Origin of the sequence: Natrinema sp. SYSU A 869, assembly GCF_019879105.1 — an archaeon.
Lineage (GTDB): Archaea > Halobacteriota > Halobacteria > Halobacteriales > Natrialbaceae > Natrinema.
The window spans coordinates 1,166,404-1,187,281 of record NZ_CP082249.1 but is presented as its reverse complement, the minus strand read 5'-3'; the positions used below and the strand labels follow the sequence as shown (position 1 = coordinate 1,187,281).

Sequence of the window (20,878 nt, the reverse complement as noted above, 5' to 3'; positions counted from 1 at the left end):
GATCATGACAAGCGTTCCGTTCGATCTGGATCTCCTGACGGAACTGACGGAGATGAGTGGCGTTCCCGGCTACGAAGATCGCGTTCGCGAACTCGTCGTCCAGGACCTCGAGGACAGCGTCGACCGCGTGCGCACCGATGCGATGGGCAACGTCGTCGGGACGCTCGAGGGCGAGAGCGACTACTCGGTGGCCGTCGCGGCCCACATGGACGAGATCGGCTTCATGGTGCGTCACGTCCGCGGAGACGAGGACGGCTACGGGTTCGTCGAACTCGACGCGCTCGGCGGCTGGGACGCGAGAGTACTGAAGGCCCAGCGCGTGACGATCCACGCCGAAGACGAGGATATTCCGGCGGTCATTGGTTCGCCGCCGCCCCACACGTTAGACGAGGATGAACGGGAGAAGACACCCGAGGTCAAGGACGTCGTCGTCGATCCCGGCCTCCCCTACGAGGATCTCGCGGAGCGCGTCTCGCCCGGCGACCTCGTCACGATGACCCAGACAACCGAGCGCGTCGGCGAGACGATCACCGGCAAGGCACTGGACGATCGAGTCTGCCTGTTCGCCATGCTCGAGGCGGCCCGCCGGCTGGCCGATCCCGACGTGACAATTCACTTCTGTGCAACCGTCCAGGAGGAAGTCGGATTGCGGGGTGCTCGCACGCTGGGCGTCGACATCGACCCCGACCTCGCACTCGCCCTCGACGTCACCGTCGCCAACGACATCCCTGGCTTCGACGCCGGCGAACACGTCACCGAACTCGGCGAGGGGACCGCGATCAAGCTCAAAGACTCGAGCGTCATCACGAACCCGAAGCTTCACGGCCGCCTCCAGTCGCTCGCCGAGGATGGTGGGATCGACCACCAGCTCGAGATCCTGCCGTCGGGCGGCACTGACACAGCGGGGTTCCAGCAGGCCTCGGGCGCGAAACCCGTCGGCGCGATTTCGGTCCCGACCCGGTATCTCCACACCGTGACTGAGACCGCCCACGTCGACGACATCGCGGCGACGATCGACCTGCTCGAGGCGTTCCTCGCGACCGAAGACGGGGAGTACGACTACACGCTCTGACCGGCTCGTACGCAAGCGGTCCCGACGGTCTGTCCACCTCCATCGCAGATAGAGCGGATGGCGACCGGCGACGGCACCGACGGCGACGGTTCGACTCGTTCGGCGCGCCGAGCATGGCGGGTCTCAGCGGTGCCTGACGAAGCACATTTCAACGATGCCTTTCATGTCTCTCGTAGCTGACTATCATGGACGCTTCTGACGGTCCGGATCCGGACGCGGTCTCTCCACTTGCGTGGCGACTCCTCCGGGTCGCGGCCGGATACGACCAGCGGGCGGTCGAACGGGAAATCGACGAACTTGTGCAGGCCCATCTCTCGATGCTCGAGAGCGGGAGTCGGTCGCTGTCTCGTTCCCGCCGACAGACGCTCTTGGAACTCTACGGCTCCGAACTCACTGGCGATCAGGTACGGGCGGTCGTCGACCACTTCTAGCTGTCTAGCTGTCACTGTGCGGCGCGTTCGCAAATGGAAGAGTTTAACAATAATAGTGACAATCTTCGCTGTATCAATGATACATCGACTGCTAGGCGGCTCAAATGGCCGAATACTACAATTTCTCCTTGCAGGGATCGGGATGGTGGCGATCGCGGCCGCGCCCGCTCCATCGGGACTCTCGACGACGGGGCAGTACGCCATTGCGACGATGTTCTTCGCCGGCTTTCTCTGGGTGAGCGGCACACTCCCGCTGGCGGTCACCGCACTGACAATTCCCGTGTTGCTGACCGGTACCGGCGTCTACGACTCGATGGACGCCGCTCTCGTCGGATTCGCGGATCACATCATCTTCCTGTTCCTGGCCGGCTTCATGCTCGCGAACGGGATTCAAAAGTACGATATCGACCGGCGGATCGCGCTGTACTCCATCGCCAAGATGGGCAGCTCACCGCGACGGTTGATCCTCGCGATCATGATCGTGACTGCCATGTTGTCGATGTGGGTTTCGAACACCGCGACAGCCGCGATGATGACGCCCATCGCGGTCGGGGTCCTCACGCAGGTGCTCGATCGCGACGATCTCGCGTCGTCGCAGACCCAGACGCAGGACGCTGAGGCGTCTGAAACGATTGCCGACGGTGGGGCCGCCGAATCGACGGCCGAGTTCACGAACCTCCAGATCGGGATGCTTCTCGGGACCGCATACGCTGCGAGCGTCGGCGGCGTTGGAACGATCATCGGAACGCCACCGAACGCGATTCTTGTCGGCCAACTCAATGCCATTCTGGACTACGAGATTGGGTTCACAGACTGGTTCCTCGTCGGTTTCCCGGTCGTCGTCGTGACGCTCCCGCTCGTCTGGTTTATCTTGACATACGTGCTGTATCCGCCGGAGGTTCCGGAAGTCGGGGCGGCTCGAGCCACCGCCCGAGAGCAACTCGAGGCCATGGGCGAGCTCGATCCCCGCGGCAAGCGGGTGGCGGCGATCTTCGTCGCGACGGCCGGCCTCTGGATGGTCGGCGGGCTCGGCGAGTTCTTCGAACCGTACCTCTCGAGCGTCTGGCTGACGACGCTGTTCGGCGGGGACGGGATGACGGTCTTCGGCGTCGAGGGCCATCAGGGGCTGCTCTACTACGTGATGGTCGGCGTCGCCGCGGTTCCCGCGCTCGTGCTGGCCGATACGATGGAGTGGGATGAACTGGTCGACATCGACTGGGGGACGCTGTTGCTGTTCGGCGGGGGAATCTCGCTCGCGAACGCCCTCGCAGACACAGGTGCGACGGAGTGGATCGCGAACACGGCGTTCAGCGGGCTCGTCGGCGCACCAATCGTCCTCGTTATCGGCGCGGTCGTGTTGCTGGTCATCTTCCTGACCGAGATGACGTCGAACGCTGCGACGACCAGCATCATCGTCCCAATCCTGATCAGTCTCGGCAGCGTCTTCTCGGCGACGCTCGGGCTGACCGACTTCTCGACCGCACTCTTCCTCTCGGTCGCCGGGACGATCGCCGCGAGCTTTGCCTTCGCGCTCCCGGTCGCGACGCCGCCGAACGCAATCGTGTTCGGTAGCGGCTACGTCAAGCAGCGTCACATGCTCCGGACGGGACTCGTGCTGAATGCGATTATGACCGTCGTCCTGACGGGGCTCATCTGGGTCCTGTTTACGTTCGTCTGGCCCCACCTGCTCTGGTAAACGCACGGATTGCTGCGGTGAACGCATGGGTTTCAAGAGTACACGCAGTCGTTCACCGGTGACTCGGGCCTTCTTCTCCTTCGATATGGATACCGACGAGCGCTACAGGAAATCGTCCCATCGCTGACCGGTTCGGCAATGACGGTCGATCTGCTCGCCGTCCTCGCGAACGGCGACGGGGGCGACGGGGCGACGGGACCGACGACCGACTGTTCTATAGTACCAACTGAAACGATTTACACGCCGATCGCATAGTCCGCGGTTCTCGCTCACGTAGCTCGCTCCGAACCACGCTACCGTCGTGCGATCCGGTGTGCAGTGACTTTCAGTGGCTACTATATCTGGGAACGACGGTAGCCACCGTACTTGCGGAGTTCGCTTCCCCGCCCACAATCGACTCGACGTAGAAGAGCGACGAGCGGCGCTCCGGCTGTAGAATCTGCCGAAAGCCGGAATCAGAACGCGAGCGCGTCGATAAGAATCGCGACCAGTACGGCCCCGAGGAACGCGTTCGAGGCGTGGAACGACCGGAACGCGGCGGCCTCGGTTTGCTCGAAGTGGAGTTGCACGGCGGCCCAGAGGAAGATCCCCCCGAAGAGCACGACCGTGCCGGCGTACAGCGCGCCGAGGTCGGTGATCCAAGCCAGTGCGATCGAACTCGCGAGTGTCGCAGCGATGTAGTAGAGGATGTGCTTTCGGGTGACGGTCTCGCCGCGGACGACCGGCATCATCGGGAACCCTCCGCGGGCGTAGTCGTTCTTGTAGGCCAGCGCGAGGTTGTAGAAGTGCGCCGGCGTCCAGAGGAAGATGACGCCTGCAAGTGCGAGCCCGGGCCAGCCGATCTCGTTCGTGACAGCCGCCCAGCCGATGAGTGCGGGCAACGCGCCAGCAGCGCCGCCGATGACCGTGTTCTGGACCGTATTCGGCTTGAGCAAGAGCGTATAGATGACGCTGTAGAACACGATCGCGGCCAGTCCGAGCGCCGCGGCGAGCCGATTGATCGTCAGGAACGCGGCCAGCGACGCCGCGGTCAGTGCGAGTCCGAACGCCAGCGCGTTCCGGACCGGGATCAGGTCGACAGCCAGCGGCCGGTCGGCGGTGCGGGACATCTTCTGGTCGACGTCGCGCTCGAGGACGTGATTGAATGTCCCCGAGGCACCGATCGCGAGGACGCCGCCGCCGAGCGTCGCGATGATCGTGGCGATTTCGAGGCCGGGGCCGGCGGCCAGCGCCATCCCCGCGGCGGCGACGAGACAGAGCAGCCACATCAGCCGCGGTTTCATCATCTGAAAGTACGCAAAAGCGGTGAGTTGGGCGCGATCCAGTCGACTCGCGGGAAGCGTGCGTTCGGACGCGGTTGGGACTTCCTCCTCGAGGGGGTCCGGCGAGTCGATGCCGTCCTCGTCCTCGCTGCCGGTCGCGAGCTCGAGGTCCCACGCGAGCGCGAGGACGACGCCCGAGAAGATCACGAGGCCGAGCGCGAGGTGGAGGCCGGGGAGGACCGCTTCGGGGCCGATCGTTGCGGTGATGGCACCGACACCCACCTGAACGACGTAGAGCACGGCGGCGACGACGAGCGTCGCTCGGACGCGCCGCGAGGCGTCACCGAAGATGGCGGCATACGCTGTCGTGGCGACGAGTAGGCCGACGACGACGGCAGTGAGTCGGTGGACCCACGCGATCGCGAGTTCGGTCTGGTTCAGCGGGTTGACCGGGGCGTGACAGGTTGGCCACGTCGAACACGACGCGGCCGCGTTCGTGAGCGAAGTCGTCGCGCCGACGATCAACAGCAGGTAGACGCCCAGCGCGGTCGCTGTGAGCAGTGCGGAAAAGCGGCGCCGCGTGCCGATCGGACGGGGGAACGACTCTGTTGCCACGGCTATTCTCGTCTACACCGTTCGACTCCGCGTATTTAGGGCTCTCGCTTTTCCACCTGTTACGGACCCGTTCGGTGGGTCGGCCGGAGACGCAGTCCGCGAGAGCCGACCGAAGAGGGATTGGGCCGGACCTCGTAGCGCTGATCGTGTCCGGTGAATCGCGTCGTCACGCACCTGCAACCGATACCACGACTGCAGCGCCCGCATCTCCCGGCGGTCCCGAGATCAATCTTCGGGACGACGAACCGCCTGTCCGCTGTCCGTACTGCGACCGGCCGTTTCAGCGAGCGGAGTTAGAATCGCTTCACCGCGGGCTCGAGCATCCCGACCGCCTCTCCGATCGGGAGCGAGCAGCCGTCGAGCGGGCCGCCCGTGAGGAGCGCGTGGAACTGCGGCGCTTTCGAATATACGCGCTCGGCGTCCTTGTCGTGCTGTACTTTGGACTGCTCATCATCGCCGCCTTCGTCGTCTGATCGCTCCGTTACGTTTCGTCGGCCGTATCCGGCTACATCCCCATGTCTTCGGCGGCTGCCGGAATCGGCAGGTTGTGCGGCGAGACGCCGAGCAGCTCCCCGGCGTGGTCAAGAGCCATATCGAACCCGTAGTAGCGCTCGAGCTCGTCGCCGTCCGCGGACGGGCGCACTTTCAACATTGCGTACCCCTCGATGTTCTGTGCGATCGCGGCCGTCCCGGCCGCCCCGTACTCGCCAGCGTCGCGTTCGAACGCGAGGACCCGTTCCGTCTCGGTCTCCTCATAGGTCGCCTTGATCCCGTTGGCCTCGGCCATCCGATCGTCGGTCATACTCACCAGTCTGGACGCACCCACCGGGAACCTGTCGGTTCCAGTCGAGACGTTTGGGAGGGCGAACATCGACACCGATTTTTCGGTCGCCTTCGAGGGTTCGCCCAGTGAGCCGTTTGGATTCCCTTTCGGCCCGTCGACCGCTTGCCACGTTTCGACTCACGCGATCGGTCGCCATCCAGTGGCTCGCCGTCTCTGCGGTGGGATTCTTCGGCTTCGCCTACTCGTTCGGTCACGTCCTCGCGCGGCTCCGCGGGGCCTCGCTCGAGCCGATCGTGATCGCGCCATCCTCGCCGCCGACGGTAGTGGGCTGGCTCGCCGTCTCCATCGGACTGCTCGTCTGCGTGGTCGTCCCCCACGAACTGCTTCACGGGGTGTTCATGGCTCGCTACGGCGAGTCGCCGAACTATGGCATCGGTGTCTCCTATTTCGTGTTGCCCTACGCCTACGCGGAGACCAGCGGCGCGAGCTATACGCGGAATCAACTGCTCGTCGCCCTGCTCGCGCCGTTCGTCGTGATCACTGCCGTCGGTCTCGCCGCGATGGTCGTCGTCCCCACACCGCTGCTGATCGTCCCGCTGGCGGCGAACGCGGCCGGGTCGATCGGCGATCTCTGGATGGCCGCCGTCCTCTGTCAGTACCCCGCCGACGTTCGCGTTGGCGACCCGCCGGACGACGTTCAAGGCTTCGGGATTTACGGCACCGACGAGAAGGTGAACCGCCTCCCCGGGGCGTCGCTCCTGGCGCGGTTCCTGACCGGCAGCGTCGGCACCCTCGCAGCGGTCGCGGCCTACGCACTCTTCGCCGTGTTGCTCTCGCTCGCCTTCGGCTCCGGCGACGTCGTCCTCGGCGATCCGGATCGGGGCTGGCTCCTCTTCCACCACGACCGCCGGCCCGGCGGCACCGCCTTCCTCGAGATCGGCGATCGGGCGCTGCTCGGCGCGGCCACCCTCGGCGGCCTCGCGTGGACGGTTGTCGCGACCCTCCATCGGCGTCTCGAGTCCGAGTAAGAGCGGAAACCGTAACGCTCGAGCATCCATCGCACGGACAGCGACGTATGACCAAGTGGCTTCGAAGCGGCCGTCGCCGAGACATCTGTTTCCTGCTCGCCGCCGCCGAAGACGGCGAACTGCGCGGCCAGCAGCTAAAATCACGTCTCGAGTCCCACTACGACGACCGGCTCGATCCCAAATCGTTCTACGGCTCGCTGTCGGCGCTGGTCGACGCGGGCTTCGTCGAGAAACGAACCGAGGGGCTGCACGACGTCTACGCGCTGACCGATGGCGGGGAGCAGCGGGTCCGTGAACACGCCGAGTGGATTCGGGAGTGTCTCGTGGATACTGAACCGCGGGATTAGGCCTCTATCAGGTTCCGCGAATATAGATCGGTTCAGATCCGTTACACGTCGACGCAGTGACGGCGAGAGAATCGCCTCACTCGTTGGTTTCCCGCTGGAGCACCACGCGGATCACTTTATGCTTGTACGCGACGTATCTACCCTCCGGATGCTCGGACGGGTTTTTGACGGGCAGCCGCTCGTATACAGACGTCCCGTTGATTGCGGCATCGGAATCCGAACCGAATCGATTCGACCGCACGACGTCGTATTCTGTCCCCCCGATCGTTTCAGTTCCTCGCTGCCCGCTTTCAACCTCGGAGAACAGGTTCTTGAACAGTGCGATGTCGTTGAATACGTCGTTAGTGTGGTTTTTGGCGGTTATTTCGTCAGAACCGTTATTTGATATATAACCAACCAATTCCACGTGCTCTGATCCAATTGAATCTGTCGAATAATGCTTATTAGTATCCTCGTTGGGCGCTTCATCATCGTTTTTTACTGCTCCTCTGAGATTATTACTACCACATCCAGATAACAAACAGATAGCTGTTATCACCACACCTCATCTATACTGCATGAAGGTTTGTACCCTACTGGAAGTGATAAATATTATTCTATGATATAATTACTAACTATACACAATCTGAATACTATCCAACATACAGATAGTTGGTTATATTATGACTCTTCAAGCAGTTGATCGCCGATCGTGTTCCGAAGCACTTCGCTAGTGCCCTCGTAGATCTCGTTGAGCTTGGCGTCGCGGTAGAACCGCTGGGCGGCGAAGTCCTTGGTGTAGCCGTAGCCGCCGTGGATCTGGATGCCCTCGTTGGCCACCTCGCGGCTCACTTCGGAGGCATAGAGCTTGGCCTGGGAGGCGTCCTTGATGTAGTCCTCGCCACGGATCTTCTTGTCCGCGGCCTTGTGCATGAGCATCTTCGCGGCCTGGATCTTCGTGTCCATGTCCGCGAGCTTGTGTTTGATCGACTGGAACTCGCCGATCGGCTGGCCGAACTGCTCGCGTTCGTTGGCGTAGTCGCGTGCCGCTTCGAAGGCCGCGCGGGCGATGCCAACGCCGCGAGCGGCGATCGTGATGCGGCCGCCGTTGAGCGTCTTCAGCGCGTGGACGAAGCCCTCGCCCTCCTCGCCGAGCAGTCGCGATTCCGGGATACGGAGGTCGTCGAACCGCAGTTCGGCGGTCGGACAGCCCTTGTCGCCGAGTTTGTCCTCCGTGCCCTCGACGATGAAGCCGTCGTCCTCCTCGGGCCGGACGATAAAGGAGGAGATGCCCTTGTTGCCCGCCTCGGGATCGGTCTTCGCGAAGAGCGTGACTGTCTGCGCCACGGAGCCGTTCGAAATCCAGAGTTTGCCGCCGTTGATGACGTACTCGTCGCCCTCTTTCCGGGCGGTGGTCTCCATCGCCGGCACGTCGCTGCCCGCACCGGCCTCCGAAAGCGCGAACGCGCCGATATCCCGGCCCTCGGCCAGCGGCGTCAGGTACTCCTCTTTCTGTGACTCGTCGCCGAACTCGTAGAGCATGTTCCCCGCCAGTGAGGTGTGGGCGGCGACGATCGTTCCCAGGCCGCCCGAGCCCCGAGCGATCTCCTCGAGGCCGATCGCATAGGAGTGATAGTCCAGCCCGGCACCGCCATACTCCTCGGGGAAGGGCATTCCCATCAGGCCCAGTTCGGCCATCTCGCTCACGAGGTCGGCAGGGTACTCATCCTCGTGGTCGATCTCCTCGGCGACGGGGACGACCTCCTCGTCGACGAACTCCGAGACCATATCTCGAATCTGTTGCTGCTCGGCCGAAAGTGCGAAATCCATACGTTCGAATGGGCGACCTCGCCCCTTTATTGTTCGCTCTCCGGTCGATACCGTCTCGAGAAGCTGGCACCCCTCGAGATTCGTGCCACAGATCCGGGGATCTCCAGCGGACTGTGACGTTCGACTGCGGTGGCGCGCGCTGTAGCGCAGCGAGCCGTGTGAGACCGAACGAAGTGACGGCCTCGGTTAGCGAACGGGGAGCGAAGCGACCCGTGAGCCGACGGCGAACTGCGCGACGAAATTGCGCGAGGTTGTCGCAAACTCGTGAGTGACTGCTCGGACGGCGCAATGCGTCTTCCGGTGGATAGGCGAGCGCTGTGAGGGTGAACGGTGTGGATCTCCTCGCCAGCGAACGGTGACCTGAAGGAACCGTGAGTAGCGAGCGGATTGGTTAGGGAGGGTGTGAAACTCTCCCGTTCCAGTATGTGCAGGATGCTCGCTTTTCGGTGTCTCACGGTTCAAATCTCGTATACCGTTTCCGTCTGCCGTCAACTCGAGCTGACTGCCTCGAGCGCGTCCTCTATCGACTCCTCTCCCGACAGAATTTCGAACGTCTCTCCGTACACCGGTTCGAAGTCGATCGCTGTCACGAGCGTCTGTGCGACGTCTTCACGGGGAATATCACCGGAATCTAGCCCGAGGTCCTCGCCCGCTCGTATCTCACCGGTGCCGGACTCGTTGGTCAGCTCACCCGGCCGAACGATCGTATAGTTCAACTCGCTGTTACGGAGGTACTCGTCGGCTTCGGCCTTCGCGATCAGATAGTCTCGAAGGGGTTCTGGTCCCGACTCTGGATCGTCCGCCCCCATCGAACTGAGCATGACGAACCGGTCGACGCCCGCTTCGCTGGCCGCATCGATCAGATTGATCGCACCGTCGCGGTCGACGCCGTAGACGTCCTCGCCGCCGGAGCCAGCCGCGAAGACGATCGCGTCACAGCCCTCGACCGCGTGGTCGACGTCTGCGGTCAGGTCCGCCACGACCGGTTCTCCACCCAGTGCCGCCATCTCCTCGGTCTGGGACTCCTTTCGGACCATCGCTCGAGCGGTCCGATTACCTCCACCGAGTATCTCCGTGATATGGTGTCCGACTTGGCCGTGCGAACCGGCGATAAGTATGGACTGGCTCACGATCGTGACTTCGCCGCTCGCCGGCATACCAGTTGTGTCGTGATACGCCGGGACGAGGTCAGTTCGACGCCCTCCGATAGCCGCGTTCACCGCTGGGCGGAAGATCACGCCGCGACCGCGGCGTTTTTCCCGGATGGTCACGAAACTAACTCGAGTAGATGACCACGGGCCAGCCCGAACCCCCCACTGACGCCGACCTCGAGTGGTGTTATGATGCGGTTCACGGCGTTTCGCGGACCTTTTCGATCACGATCGATCGGCTCGAGGAGCCGATGGCGAGACACATCTGTGTCGGGTACCTCCTCTGTCGAATCGCAGACACGATAGAGGACGCGGGGCATATCCCGCCGGAAAGGCAGACTGAATTGCTCGCCGAGTACGATCGGCTGCTCGATCCGGACGCCGAGGAATCGATCGCGACCTTTATGCACGATGTCGAGCCGTGGATTCCCGAGGACCGAAACGACGACTGGGAGGTCGTCGCCGAGACGCCGCGAGTCCTCCGAACCTTCGAATCGCTCGACGAGGAGCCCCGCGAGATCATGCGCGAGCCGGTCCGCGAACTCGTCGACGGCATGGCGATGTTTACCGACCGGTATGCCACCGAGGGTGGCCTTCGACTCCAGACCATCGAGGAACTCGAGGAATACTGCTGGTACGCCGCCGGCACCGTCGGGACCCTGATCACGGGTCTGGTCGCTCGCGGCACCTCTCAGGAGCGAGCGACGGAGATGCGAGAGAACGCCCGTTCCTTTGCCCTCCTCCTCCAACTGGTCAACATCGCGAAGGACGTGGGAGACGACTATCATGAGGAGAACAACGTCTACCTTCCCGCTGAGTGGCTCGCGGCGGAGGATGTCGATGTCGAGGCAGTTACCGACGAGGTCCACCACGGTGGCGTCACGAACGTCATCCAGCGGGTGACAGGCCGCGCCGAGAACTACCTCGACGACGCCCAGCGCTACCTCGAGGTCGTGCCCGAACACAACGGCAACCGGCTCTCCGCGTGGGCGATCCCCTACCTGCTCGCCGTCGGAACGCTCCGAGAACTTCGCGAGCGCCCCGAGGATGTCGTTCGCGAGGGCGACGTCAAGGTGTCTCGAGCGGAGGTGTTCGCGCTCCTCCAGCAGTTCGAGGACGGCGTCTCCCGCTCGCGCCTCGAGGAACTCCGCAGCAAGATGGCGGAACAGCCGCTTCACCAGTAGGGGCGATACCTCGCCGATCGGTACGTTGAACTCCTGCCAGTACTAACCAACAGTATCCAATGAGTTCGGAGATCCCGGACGACCCGATTATTCTCTTCGACGGCGTTTGCAACCTCTGTAACGGATTCGTCCAGTTCATTCTGCCCCGGGATACCGACGGGAAACTACGCTTCGCCTCGCTCCAGTCCGACATCGGCAACGAGTTGCTCGCCGAACACGGTCTCCCAACCGACGAACTCGAGTCGATCGTCCTGATCGAGGGCGACGACCATTACGTCAAATCCGCCGCAGCGATTCGGATTGCGAGACACCTCGGCGGTGTCTACGCCCTGCTCGGCCCGTTTCGCTTCCTCCCGCGCCGACTCCGAGACGGCGTCTACGACTTTGTCGCCGCCCGCCGCTATCGCTGGTTCGGGAAGAAAGACCAGTGTGCCATGCCGCCGGCGGACGTCGATGTCGGTGCCCGGTTCCTCGAGTAACGGTACTCGTGTAGGTTCTTCGTTCAGGTCGTCGCCAGTTGTCGCCCGAGCAGCGCGAGCGGGTAGCCAAACAGCGCGACGGCGACGAACCACGGGAGAAACACGAGGATGGCGAGCACGCCAGTCAAGACGTTCACCCTCATCGGACCACCGAGGGCGAGCATGGCGCTGGGAAGGATACCGACAGCCACGAGGAGCGCAATCGGACGCCGACCGCGCTCAAACGCGTAGCCGATCGGCAGGAAGAGTGCGGTGGCGAATCCGAACAGAAGCGGCGGATAGAGCACCACTCCGGCGAGCAGTCGGGTGTAGCCGGCGGCGGCGATCGTCGCGAGTAGCGCGAGGCCGACAAGTCCGCGCGTCTCGATCCGACCGCCGAGACGGCGTGTGAGCGTTCCGAGCAGCGCGTATCCGAATCCCAGCGACGACAACACGACGGCGTCCAGCGGAAATGTCCGACTAGTCGTCACCGCCCCGAGAACGAGTAGTCCGACCGCACCGACGGTACCGACGGCGACGACCAGTCGATTGAGCGTCACCGCGTCGACCGTCGGTCGCTCGAAGCCGAGGCGGCCCACCGTTGCGTCATACGCAGCGCGTCCGACGGTGCCACGACCGATCACGACTCCGAGGAGGCCGATCATCACGCCGGGGACGAACCCGACGGCTACCCCGTGGACGAGCGCCGTCGGACCGACCTCGAGACCGATCGTCGCGTACCCCCTTGCGGTGTCGAGGAGGCCGCCGTCACCGTAGGTGATGTACGTCTGATCGTCGAATACGTCGTCGGTCCACGTCGCGGTGTTCCCGTCGACCGCAGCGGCGCTGATGTGATTTGTAATCGCCGTCCCGTCGGGGGTGTGGATCGTCACTCGCTCGGCCACGACCTCGTAGCGTGTGGTCGAGGTTCCGGTCATGAAGTAGACGAGGAGCCAGGTGTCTCCGACGCCGCGTTTGGCCACGTCGGCCACGGTGTAGTTTACAACAACCGTCTGGTTCTCGAGCGTCGATTCCACGGCCCGAACGTCACCGTCGGCGGCGTGGGACCGCGCCCAAGCGTCGTCGACCGCGGCCTCGAGCGCGGTCGCGTTCGCCTGATATCGCTCGGCGGCCGACTCGTTGACGGGCACGCGAGTGTGCCATCGCGAGTTGCCGGTCTCGTCGACGTAGATATCGAGCGTTCCCTGGCCCGTCGCACCGGTGATTTCGGCGTCGTTCGCGGTGCTGGGACCACAGACGCCACAGAGTTGCTCCGGAGGGGGTGCGCCGGCGACGGCGGTGACACCGACCACGCCGAGGCTACAGAGGACGATGATGACAACGGGGCGGCTGATTCGCATCGTCTCTGAATACGGATGTCACCCTAAAATAAATTACGTCTATTTGAAACGAATTGGGTCGAGCGCAGTACGTTCGGTCCGGTGACCAACGGTTGACTACTCGTACTCGTAGAACCCCTCGCCCGTCTTCTTCCCGAGGTCGCCCGCCTCAACCTTCCGTTTGAGGAGGTAGGCGGGCTTGTATCGATCGCCAAGTTCCTCGTGGAGTGTTTCGGACGCGTGGAGACAGACGTCGAGACCGATATGATCGGCGAGCGTGAGCGGTCCCATCGGGACGTTCGTCCCCAGTTCCATTCCTGTATCGATGTCCTCCTTCGTGGCGACGTCCTCGTCGTACGCGCGAATTCCCTCGTTGATCCAGGGCATCAGGATGCGGTTCGTGACGAAGCCGGGCTTGTCGTCGGCCTCCCAGGTCGTCTTGCCGAGGTCCTCGGCGAGTCGGTTGGCCAGCGCAGTCGCCTCGTCAGTCGTCTTCTCACCGACGACGATCTCGACGCCCTCCATGATCGGGACCGGATTCATGAAGTGCAGCCCGATCACGCGCTCGGGGTGCTCGAGGTCGCTCGCGATCGAGGTGATCGAGAGCGTACTCGTGTTCGTTGCCAGCAGGACGTCTTCGTCACAGATCCGCTCGAGGTCCGCGAAGATTTCCTGTTTAACGCTCAACTCCTCGAGGGCCGCCTCGACGACGAGATCGCAACCCGCGAGGTCCTCGAGGAGCGTCGTTCCCTCGATTCGGTCGCGGATCGTCGCCGGTTCTTCCTTGAGGTCGCCTCGGGTATCGAGTCGCTCGAGGCTGTCGTCGATGGTGTCGAAGCCGTTCTCGACGAACTCCGATTCGATGTCGCGCATCACGACGTCGTAGCCGCCGGTCGCCGCGACCTGTGCGATGCCGCTACCCATCGTTCCCGCGCCGACGACGCCGATCCGGTCGATCTGCTCGCGAACCATACGAACGCTTCCTCGGTCGGAGCCGTAAGCGTGCTGGTCGGTCCCACTGCCGGGACCACGTCATCAGTTCGGTTCGGTCCGGAAGCTGACGGTCGAGGATAAGTTTCAAGATGAGACAGTGTGAGCTACGGACAACCGGTGACCCGCGTGAGCAACAAAAACGCCGTCAGCGACACGGAAACGGGGACGACGACTGAGAGCGACGAGGGGGGACGTGTCGTCGATATCGGAATTACCGTCGACGTTAGCGATGACGGTAACTCAGCCGCCGATACCGACACCGCCGTCGAACTCGAGTTTGACGAGGCGGAGCTGTCCGAGGCAGCCGAGGCCGCGACCGACGCGGAACCCAATTCGGAGACCAACGCGGCGATCGAACCGGGCGAGCGCGACGTCCTTGAGGCGGTCGATATCGACCCGGACACCATCGCCGACAAGGTGTATTCCTACCGGATGTTGCTCGACGAGGGCGTCGACGAACCGATCGCGGACACCCTCCGTCGGCGCTACTCGCTGCCGTGGTCGTTCGAGAGCGAGGGCGACCTCGACCGGCGCTCGAACGAAGTGCGGGGCCTGGGCGATGCCGAACGCGAGTGGATCGCCGTCAGCGACGACGAGGACTGGCAGACCTTCGAATACGACCACTCGGCACCCATCGCGCTCGAGCGAGAGCCCCCGTCGGAACGGCCGTATCCCAGACCGACGTCGGTCACGGCGGTCGCAGGGGTCGGCCCCAACGACGCCGACGCATTGGCCGAGGCCGGCGTCCGATCGGTCAAGCGACTGGCGACAATCGACGCGATGACCGTCGCCAATGCCCTCGAACTGAACGTCCTGCACGTCCGGACGTGGCGACACAACGCGCGCGAACTCCGTAGCAACTGACCCGCTTGATGTTGAAATCCGGTGCATCGACTCGAGCGGCTGACCTCGACTCGAGCAGAGATTATAACTCGAGCGGAGCGGAGATCACAACTCGAGCGCGAAGTGTCGCTTTTCGGATCGGTGTCAGGCAGTAATCAGTCAATCACGGATCACGATTTGCGGTCAAAATCGGTGTGATTACTACTTTTATACTCAATTTCGATAACTTGGACCATCAGAGATTTATAGCGGCCTGTTGGACCGTCTAACAGATGATTCCGATCGACGACTCTCCGATCGTTCGTGACGGTAAGTCACTGATTCTGGCGATGGATCACGGGCTCGAGCACGGGCCCGTCGACTTCGAAGAGGTACCGGAGAAGCTCGATCCGTCGACGGTCTTCGAGACGGCGACCCACGACGCCGTCACCTCGATGGCCGTTCAGAAGGGGATTGCGGAGGGGTATTACCCGAGCTACGAGGACGACGTTAATCTCCTCTTGAAGCTCAACGGGACGTCGAACATGTGGATGGGCGAACCCGACTCCGCGATCAACTGCTCGGTCGACTACGCGGCCGAGATTGGTGCCGACGCGGTCGGCTTTACCGTCTACAGCGGCTCGAACCACGAGGTCGAGATGTACGAGGAGTTCCGGCGAGTTCAGGAGAAGGCCCGCGAGTACGACCTCCCCGTCGTCATGTGGTCCTATCCGCGTGGCCAGGGACTCAAGAACGACACCAAGCCGGGCACCATCTCCTACGCGACCCGCATCGCTCTCGAGGTCGGTGCCGACATTGCGAAGGTTAAGTACCCCGGCAGCCCCGACGCCATGGAGCACGCCTGCACGGCCGCGGGCGACATGAAGGTCGTCATGAGCGGCGGCTCGAAGACCTCCGACTATGACTTCCTCTCGACCGTCGAGGCCGCCGTCAACGCCGGCGCGAGCGGGCTCGCAGTCGGCCGCAACGTCTGGCAGCGAGAGGACCCGACTAAACTTCTCGACGCGCTCGAGGAAGTCATCTACGAGGAGGCAACTGCTGATGCTGCACTCGAGGCCACCGAATAGGATGACGGTGTCCGACCCAGTTGTCGAGAACGTCGTGGCGACAATCGGTCGCTCGGCGACCGAGATCCGGCAGGGGCTAATCGGCCGCCGCGGGACGGTCGACGGGGAGAACCCCAGCGGCGAGACCCAGGCCGAGGCCGACGTCTGGGCCGACGAGTTGCTCGGCGATCGCATCGCCGGAATCGACGGCATCGGCCAGTACGCCAGCGAGGAACGCGCCACGGTCGTCGACTGCGGCGACGATCCCTCGTCGACCGACGCGTACGCCGTCGCGGTCGACCCACTCGATGGCTCCTCAAACCTCAAATCGAACAATACGATGGGGACGATCTTCGGCGTCTACGACGCCGCCCTTCCGGCCCGCGGTGACACGCTCGTCGCGGCCGGCTTCGTCCTCTACGGGCCGATCACGACGATGGTGATCGCGACCGACGACATCGTCACCGAGTACGAACTCTCCGACGGCGAGCGGACGGTCGTCGAGCACGATCTCACCATTCCCGCGGAGCCGGTCGTCTACGGCTTCGGCGGTCGCGTCCCCGACTGGCCCGCTGACTTCCGCGAGTACGCCCGCGAGATCGAATCCGAACTCAAACTCCGCTACGGCGGCGCGCTGATCGGCGACGTCAACCAGGTGCTCAGCTACGGCGGCACCTTCGGCTATCCGGCACTCGAGTCCCGGCCCGAGGCAAGCTCCGGCTCCAGTTCGAGGGGAACCCGATCGGCTACGTCGTCGAGCGGGCCGGCGGTCGCTCCTCGAACGGCACGCGGTCGCTGCTCGCCGTCGAGCCCGATGACCTCCACGACCGGACGCCGGTCCACATCGGGAACGAGGAGTTGATCGAGCGACTCGAGGCGACGCTCGCGTAGCGACGCTGCGGGTCATCGCAGCGTTTCAGGTCGCATCAGTTATCGCCGTCTCTCGTCCAGGCCGCCGTTACGGTTACGTAGACTGCGACGCCGATCACGAGCATGGCATAGAACACCCAGCGGGGCCAGGCGGTCTCGAGGAAAAGTAGCGTCAGAAACAGTACCCACAGCGAAACGGCGAGCAGGTCGCCGAGGAGTCTGAGGACACCGCTCGCGACGGTTCGGACGGGACCGCGGTCGGAACGGGAGTGTCGGGAAGTATCGTTACTCATCTATGGACCTTCAGGGAATCGGTCGGGCGCGTGAGAGTGTGAGAGCGGGCCGGCCGGTGGTAGTCAGAAGTGATAGCCATGTTTCTCGGTCAGTCGATAGGCACCGACGCCCCAGACGTAGCTCTGTCCGGGCCACCAAGTGCGGGCGTTGTTGAACCCCGCGACGAGCACGTCGTCGTCCTCGCCCTCGGGGTAACGGTGATAGCTCACGGAGCCGCTGTCGCCGTCGGTCAGGTCCATTTCGCCGCCCCAGCGGATCTGTCCGCGGCGACAGAAATCGTCAGTGAAGCAGGTGACCGCGTCGATGCCCTGAATCTTCCCCGTCGTGTGGCCGCTCAGGGCACCGACCTTCTCGAGTTCCCTGTCGCGGGCGACGAGATCGGCCAAGCCGAACTTGGTGAACTGGCCGCGCACACGGGGTCGCGACGGCGCGTCGATCCTGCTCGCGGGCTCGATCCAGCCGTTGGGCTCGACGGCAGCGACGTCCTCAACCGGGTGGTAGTGGACGACGCTTCCCAGTTCGATGGGGTCGTCGCCCTCGCGCGGCAACAGGAGGGCGTCATCGGTCGAGTCGTGATTCTCGCCGAAGGCGTGGTCTGCCGTCACGAAGAACCGCTGTCGGCTATCTGAATGGTATAGCGCCGGCCCGAGCGTGGCCATGCTCGAGGGGGTTTCGCAGACAACGCCGCTCGGAACGCGTCCGTCAGTCGCGGTGTTGGCGAACCGAGGTTCCCGGGACTGGGGCCCGTCCTGAATCTCCTCGACGTCGATGATCGTCTCGGCATCGATGTTGATTCCCTCTGCCAGCTCGCTGAACATTTCGCCAAGGGAGTGGCCATCACTCGAGAGGCCGACGGAGACGGTGGCGGTCCCGCTCTCGTAGCTGCCCGGAACGACCGCACTGCCGAGATAGCCGGTAAAGGTCATTCTGGCCAGTCGGTCGTTCAGCTCGAAGGCCTTCTTGACGGCGGCGTACCACTTTGCGGGGACGGAGCGCGTCCGTTCTCGGACCGACCACGGATCGTCGGGGTCGTCCCTAACGAGAGCGGTGACGACGGGGACCTCGCCGTCGTCGGTGGCGAGGAAGTCGTCGACGCCGAGCCACTGGGCCATCCCGACGGCGAAGCCGCCGCTGACGACGGTTCGTAGGAACTCTCGCCGATCCATTCCCGTCTCGATTCGGTCGCGAAGCGCTGCGAGCCGCTGCACGAGACGATCGGTGCGTGCCTCCGACATGCCGCGATGCAGGTGTTCGGTCGCTTTGCGCCCCGTTCCGCCAAAGCGTCTATTCACGGACACGGGATCGATAACCGTTAAAAGGAACGGCAAATCCAATAAAAGTGGTTCTGCCTGCAGGTGCCGCCAAAGGTATCGGGCCCACAAAATGGCAGCCATCGCGTCCCTGTTCGGTCGAGTGGATTGATGACTGTCCCTCGAGAGAGCGATCGTCCGATGGAAATACCCCATTATAATAGCTGCACGACTACACCCGAGCGTTCGTGTCATCCCCTCGTTCAGTATGCGTTGTCTCTGTGTTGGTGACCACGGAGGCAGACACGCACTCTCGATCGGTCCGCGCCGAGGCCGCGAATCCTCCTCCCCTCGCGGCGAGTTCCGGTGATCAGCGGTGCTCAATTCGGCGCGATCCGATCTCTCCGTTCTTCCCCTCTTCGCCGCCGAGCTGGCGGATCCGACTCCCGAGCGATCGCGAATCGGGGAAAACGGTATGTGATCGCCCAACACAGCACGTAGCATGCGAGTTCGTATCGCGGCTGGAGCCGACGACGACGAGGCGACGGCGATCGCGGCCGCTCTCGCGGAACACGTCGGCGAGACGGTCGAGGTGTACCGCGGTAACCAATCAGAACCGACGGCGGTGCACGAAATCGAACGGGGAACCGGGATACCAGCCGACGGCGGATCGAACGTCGACTCCGGCGAGGGTGTCGCCGAGCGAGACGATGGCGATCTCGGACCGAGCGAGCGCGAGCAGCGACTCCGAGACGAAATCGCGGACATTCTCGAGGGTGGCCCCGAGAAGTACAAGGAGCAACTGCCCGAGGAGGGGAAGCTGTTCGTCCGCGATCGGCTCGAGCTATGGTTTTCTGGCGAGGACAGCGAGTTACGCTTCGAGGACGGGAAGTTCGCCGCGTTCGACGACTGGCATCCGAGCGGGGCCGAGGCGGACGAGGACACTGACGACCGGCTGCCAGCGGACGGGCTCATCACGGCCGCGGCGACCTTCGAGGGGCGAGACGTTCACGTCATGGCCAACGACTACACGGTCAAGCGCGGCAGTATGGCTGCCAAAGGCGTCGAGAAGTTCCTCCGAATGCAACAGCGCGCGCTCAAGACGGGGAATCCGGTGTTCTATCTGATGGACTCCTCGGGCGGCCGGATCGACCAGCAGACGGGCTTTTTCGCCAACCGCGAGGGGATCGGGAAGTACTACTACAACCACTCGATGCTCTCCGGGCGGGTGCCCCAGATCTGCGTGCTCTACGGCCCGAGCATCGCCGGCGCGGCCTACACGCCGGTTTTCGCGGACTTCACGATCATGGTCGAGGGGATGTCCGCGATGGCGATCGCCTCTCCGCGGATGGTCCGAATGGTCACCGGCGAGGACATCGATCTCCAGGAACTCGGCGGGCCACAGGTCCATATGCGCGAGTCGGGTTCGGCAGACCTGATCGCCGACGACGAGGACCACGCCCGCGAGCTCGTGGCACAGCTGATCACGTATCTGCCGGATAACGCCGACGAGAAGCCACCGAAACGGGAGCCGACGGCACCCGCGAAATCTCCGGATGGGATCGACGCCATCGTTCCCCAGCAACCGAACAAGGGGTACGACATGACCGACGTCATCGATCGGATCGTCGACAACGGCTCCTACTTCGAGTTACGAGCTGATTACGGGCCGGAGATCGTCACGGCCTACGCCCGGATCGACGGCCGTCCGGTCGGCATCGTCGCCAACCAGCCCGCCCACCGCGCCGGGGCAATCTTCCCCGATGCAGCCGAGAAGGCCGCGGAGTTCATCTGGAAGTCGGACGCGTTCAATATTCCCTTACTCTACCTCTGTGACACGCCCGGCTTCATGGCCGGCTCGCAGGTCGAGAAAGACGGCATCTTAGAGCAGGGCAAGAAGATGATCTACGCGACCTCCTCGGCAACAGTCCCCAAACAGACCGTTGTCGTCCGCAAGGCCTACGGCGCAGGAATCTACGCGATGGGCGGCCCCGCCTACGATCCCGAAAGCGTCATCGGGCTGCCGTCGGGCGAGATCGCGATCATGGGCCCCGAGGCGGCGATCAACGCCGTCTACGCGCGCAAACTCTCCGAAATCGACGACCCCGAGGAGCGCGAACGGCTGGAACGGGAACTCCGCGAGGAGTACCGCGAGGACATTGACATCCACCGGATGGCCAGCGAGGTCATCATCGACGAAATCGTCCCCCCGAGCACGCTGCGCAAGGAACTGGCCGCACGATTCGACTTCTACGAAGACATCGAGAAGTCCCTGCCGGACAAAAAACACGGGACGATTCTCTGAGGGCCGTCGACCGACGGTTCGAACGAACGGGTCCAGCGGGACGACCCAGGTTTCACCGCTGCCGGTCACGTCGATTGACCGAGATCCCGGCAACTGCTTC

20 protein-coding genes and 1 pseudogene are annotated in these 20,878 nt (G+C 63.5%); 12 read left to right on the top strand and 9 right to left on the bottom strand.

What is annotated here, in order from left to right; translation table 11 throughout:
• The first annotated feature begins 4 nt into the window (after window positions 1-4).
• The 3 genes from K6I40_RS14045 (at window position 5) to K6I40_RS14035 (ending at window position 3,199) form a co-directional block, all read left to right on the top strand.
• Entirely contained in the window at window positions 5-1,072 is a 1,068-nt protein-coding gene (locus tag K6I40_RS14045; protein ID WP_222919664.1) for a M42 family metallopeptidase, read from the top strand.
• Between the two features lie 185 nt (window positions 1,073-1,257).
• A complete protein-coding gene (locus K6I40_RS14040) occupies window positions 1,258-1,503 on the top strand; it encodes a hypothetical protein (protein ID WP_222919663.1) in 246 nt (81 codons plus the stop codon).
• 142 nt (window positions 1,504-1,645) lie between these two features.
• Window positions 1,646-3,199, top strand: coding sequence for an SLC13 family permease (locus K6I40_RS14035; RefSeq protein WP_255682049.1), 1,554 nt, complete (start codon window positions 1,646-1,648; stop codon window positions 3,197-3,199).
• Window positions 3,200-3,654: 455 nt separating this feature from the next.
• Here the strand turns inward: K6I40_RS14035 and K6I40_RS14030 are convergent, their stop codons facing one another.
• Complete coding sequence (locus K6I40_RS14030; protein WP_222919661.1) at window positions 3,655-5,076, bottom strand: heme o synthase; 1,422 nt, start codon at window positions 5,074-5,076, stop codon at window positions 3,655-3,657.
• A 146-nt stretch (window positions 5,077-5,222) separates the two neighbouring features.
• Here K6I40_RS14030 and K6I40_RS14025 point away from each other — a divergent pair, with 146 nt between their 5' ends.
• On the top strand, window positions 5,223-5,549 hold the full coding sequence (locus tag K6I40_RS14025) for a hypothetical protein (protein ID WP_255682048.1): 327 nt from the start codon (window positions 5,223-5,225) through the stop codon (window positions 5,547-5,549).
• A gap of 32 nt (window positions 5,550-5,581) precedes the next feature.
• On the opposite strand, the gene K6I40_RS14020 is transcribed toward K6I40_RS14025, so the two are convergent.
• Window positions 5,582-5,878: a hypothetical protein gene (locus tag K6I40_RS14020; protein WP_222919660.1), complete on the bottom strand. Its 297-nt coding sequence runs from the start codon at window positions 5,876-5,878 to the stop codon at window positions 5,582-5,584.
• A gap of 107 nt (window positions 5,879-5,985) precedes the next feature.
• On the opposite strand from K6I40_RS14020, the gene K6I40_RS14015 reads away from it, so the two are divergent.
• The gene (locus K6I40_RS14015) at window positions 5,986-6,888 is read left to right on the top strand and encodes a DUF3267 domain-containing protein (protein ID WP_222919659.1); all 903 of its coding nucleotides are present in this window, start codon (window positions 5,986-5,988) and stop codon (window positions 6,886-6,888) included.
• Between the two features lie 47 nt (window positions 6,889-6,935).
• The gene (locus K6I40_RS14010) at window positions 6,936-7,235 is read left to right on the top strand and encodes a PadR family transcriptional regulator (protein WP_222919658.1); all 300 of its coding nucleotides are present in this window, start codon (window positions 6,936-6,938) and stop codon (window positions 7,233-7,235) included.
• 76 nt (window positions 7,236-7,311) lie between these two features.
• On the opposite strand, the gene K6I40_RS14005 is transcribed toward K6I40_RS14010, so the two are convergent.
• From K6I40_RS14005 to K6I40_RS13995, 3 genes are all read right to left on the bottom strand, one after another.
• Entirely contained in the window at window positions 7,312-7,773 is a 462-nt protein-coding gene (locus tag K6I40_RS14005; RefSeq protein ID WP_222919657.1) for a hypothetical protein, read from the bottom strand.
• Between the two features lie 122 nt (window positions 7,774-7,895).
• Window positions 7,896-9,044 carry an acyl-CoA dehydrogenase gene (locus K6I40_RS14000; RefSeq protein WP_222919656.1) on the bottom strand — a complete coding sequence of 383 codons (1,149 nt, stop codon included), beginning with the start codon at window positions 9,042-9,044 and terminating at the stop codon, window positions 7,896-7,898.
• A 488-nt stretch (window positions 9,045-9,532) separates the two neighbouring features.
• Window positions 9,533-10,201, bottom strand: a complete 669-nt coding sequence (locus K6I40_RS13995; RefSeq protein ID WP_222920373.1) for an SDR family oxidoreductase — start codon at window positions 10,199-10,201, stop codon at window positions 9,533-9,535.
• A 131-nt stretch (window positions 10,202-10,332) separates the two neighbouring features.
• Between K6I40_RS13995 and K6I40_RS13990 the strand changes: the two genes are divergently transcribed.
• Window positions 10,333-11,379 (top strand): phytoene/squalene synthase family protein, encoded by a 1,047-nt coding sequence (locus K6I40_RS13990; protein WP_222919655.1) that lies wholly within the window; start codon window positions 10,333-10,335, stop codon window positions 11,377-11,379.
• A 59-nt stretch (window positions 11,380-11,438) separates the two neighbouring features.
• Complete coding sequence (locus tag K6I40_RS13985; protein ID WP_222919654.1) at window positions 11,439-11,858, top strand: thiol-disulfide oxidoreductase DCC family protein; 420 nt, start codon at window positions 11,439-11,441, stop codon at window positions 11,856-11,858.
• 23 nt (window positions 11,859-11,881) lie between these two features.
• Here the strand turns inward: K6I40_RS13985 and K6I40_RS13980 are convergent, their stop codons facing one another.
• Both K6I40_RS13980 and K6I40_RS13975 read right to left on the bottom strand, forming a co-directional pair.
• Entirely contained in the window at window positions 11,882-13,198 is a 1,317-nt protein-coding gene (locus tag K6I40_RS13980) for a hypothetical protein (RefSeq protein ID WP_222919653.1), read from the bottom strand.
• A gap of 96 nt (window positions 13,199-13,294) precedes the next feature.
• Window positions 13,295-14,149: a 3-hydroxyacyl-CoA dehydrogenase NAD-binding domain-containing protein gene (locus K6I40_RS13975; protein ID WP_222919652.1), complete on the bottom strand. Its 855-nt coding sequence runs from the start codon at window positions 14,147-14,149 to the stop codon at window positions 13,295-13,297.
• A 147-nt stretch (window positions 14,150-14,296) separates the two neighbouring features.
• Here K6I40_RS13975 and K6I40_RS13970 point away from each other — a divergent pair, with 147 nt between their 5' ends.
• The 3 genes and pseudogenes from K6I40_RS13970 (at window position 14,297) to K6I40_RS13960 (ending at window position 16,950) form a co-directional block, all read left to right on the top strand.
• A complete protein-coding gene (locus K6I40_RS13970) occupies window positions 14,297-15,034 on the top strand; it encodes a hypothetical protein (protein WP_222920372.1) in 738 nt (245 codons plus the stop codon).
• Between the two features lie 251 nt (window positions 15,035-15,285).
• Window positions 15,286-16,080 carry a class I fructose-bisphosphate aldolase gene (locus tag K6I40_RS13965; protein WP_222919651.1) on the top strand — a complete coding sequence of 265 codons (795 nt, stop codon included), beginning with the start codon at window positions 15,286-15,288 and terminating at the stop codon, window positions 16,078-16,080.
• Between the two features lies 1 nt (window position 16,081).
• A pseudogene (locus K6I40_RS13960) lies at window positions 16,082-16,950 on the top strand (class 1 fructose-bisphosphatase).
• A gap of 35 nt (window positions 16,951-16,985) precedes the next feature.
• On the opposite strand, the gene K6I40_RS13955 reads toward K6I40_RS13960, so the two are convergent.
• Together K6I40_RS13955 and K6I40_RS13950 are read right to left on the bottom strand one after the other, a co-directional pair.
• On the bottom strand, window positions 16,986-17,222 hold the full coding sequence (locus tag K6I40_RS13955) for a hypothetical protein (RefSeq protein ID WP_222919650.1): 237 nt from the start codon (window positions 17,220-17,222) through the stop codon (window positions 16,986-16,988).
• Between the two features lie 63 nt (window positions 17,223-17,285).
• Window positions 17,286-18,458, bottom strand: coding sequence for a hypothetical protein (locus K6I40_RS13950; protein ID WP_222920371.1), 1,173 nt, complete (start codon window positions 18,456-18,458; stop codon window positions 17,286-17,288).
• 517 nt (window positions 18,459-18,975) lie between these two features.
• Here K6I40_RS13950 and K6I40_RS13945 point away from each other — a divergent pair.
• The gene (locus K6I40_RS13945) at window positions 18,976-20,778 is read left to right on the top strand and encodes an acyl-CoA carboxylase subunit beta (protein WP_222919649.1); all 1,803 of its coding nucleotides are present in this window, start codon (window positions 18,976-18,978) and stop codon (window positions 20,776-20,778) included.
• The last annotated feature ends 100 nt before the right edge of the window (window positions 20,779-20,878 follow it).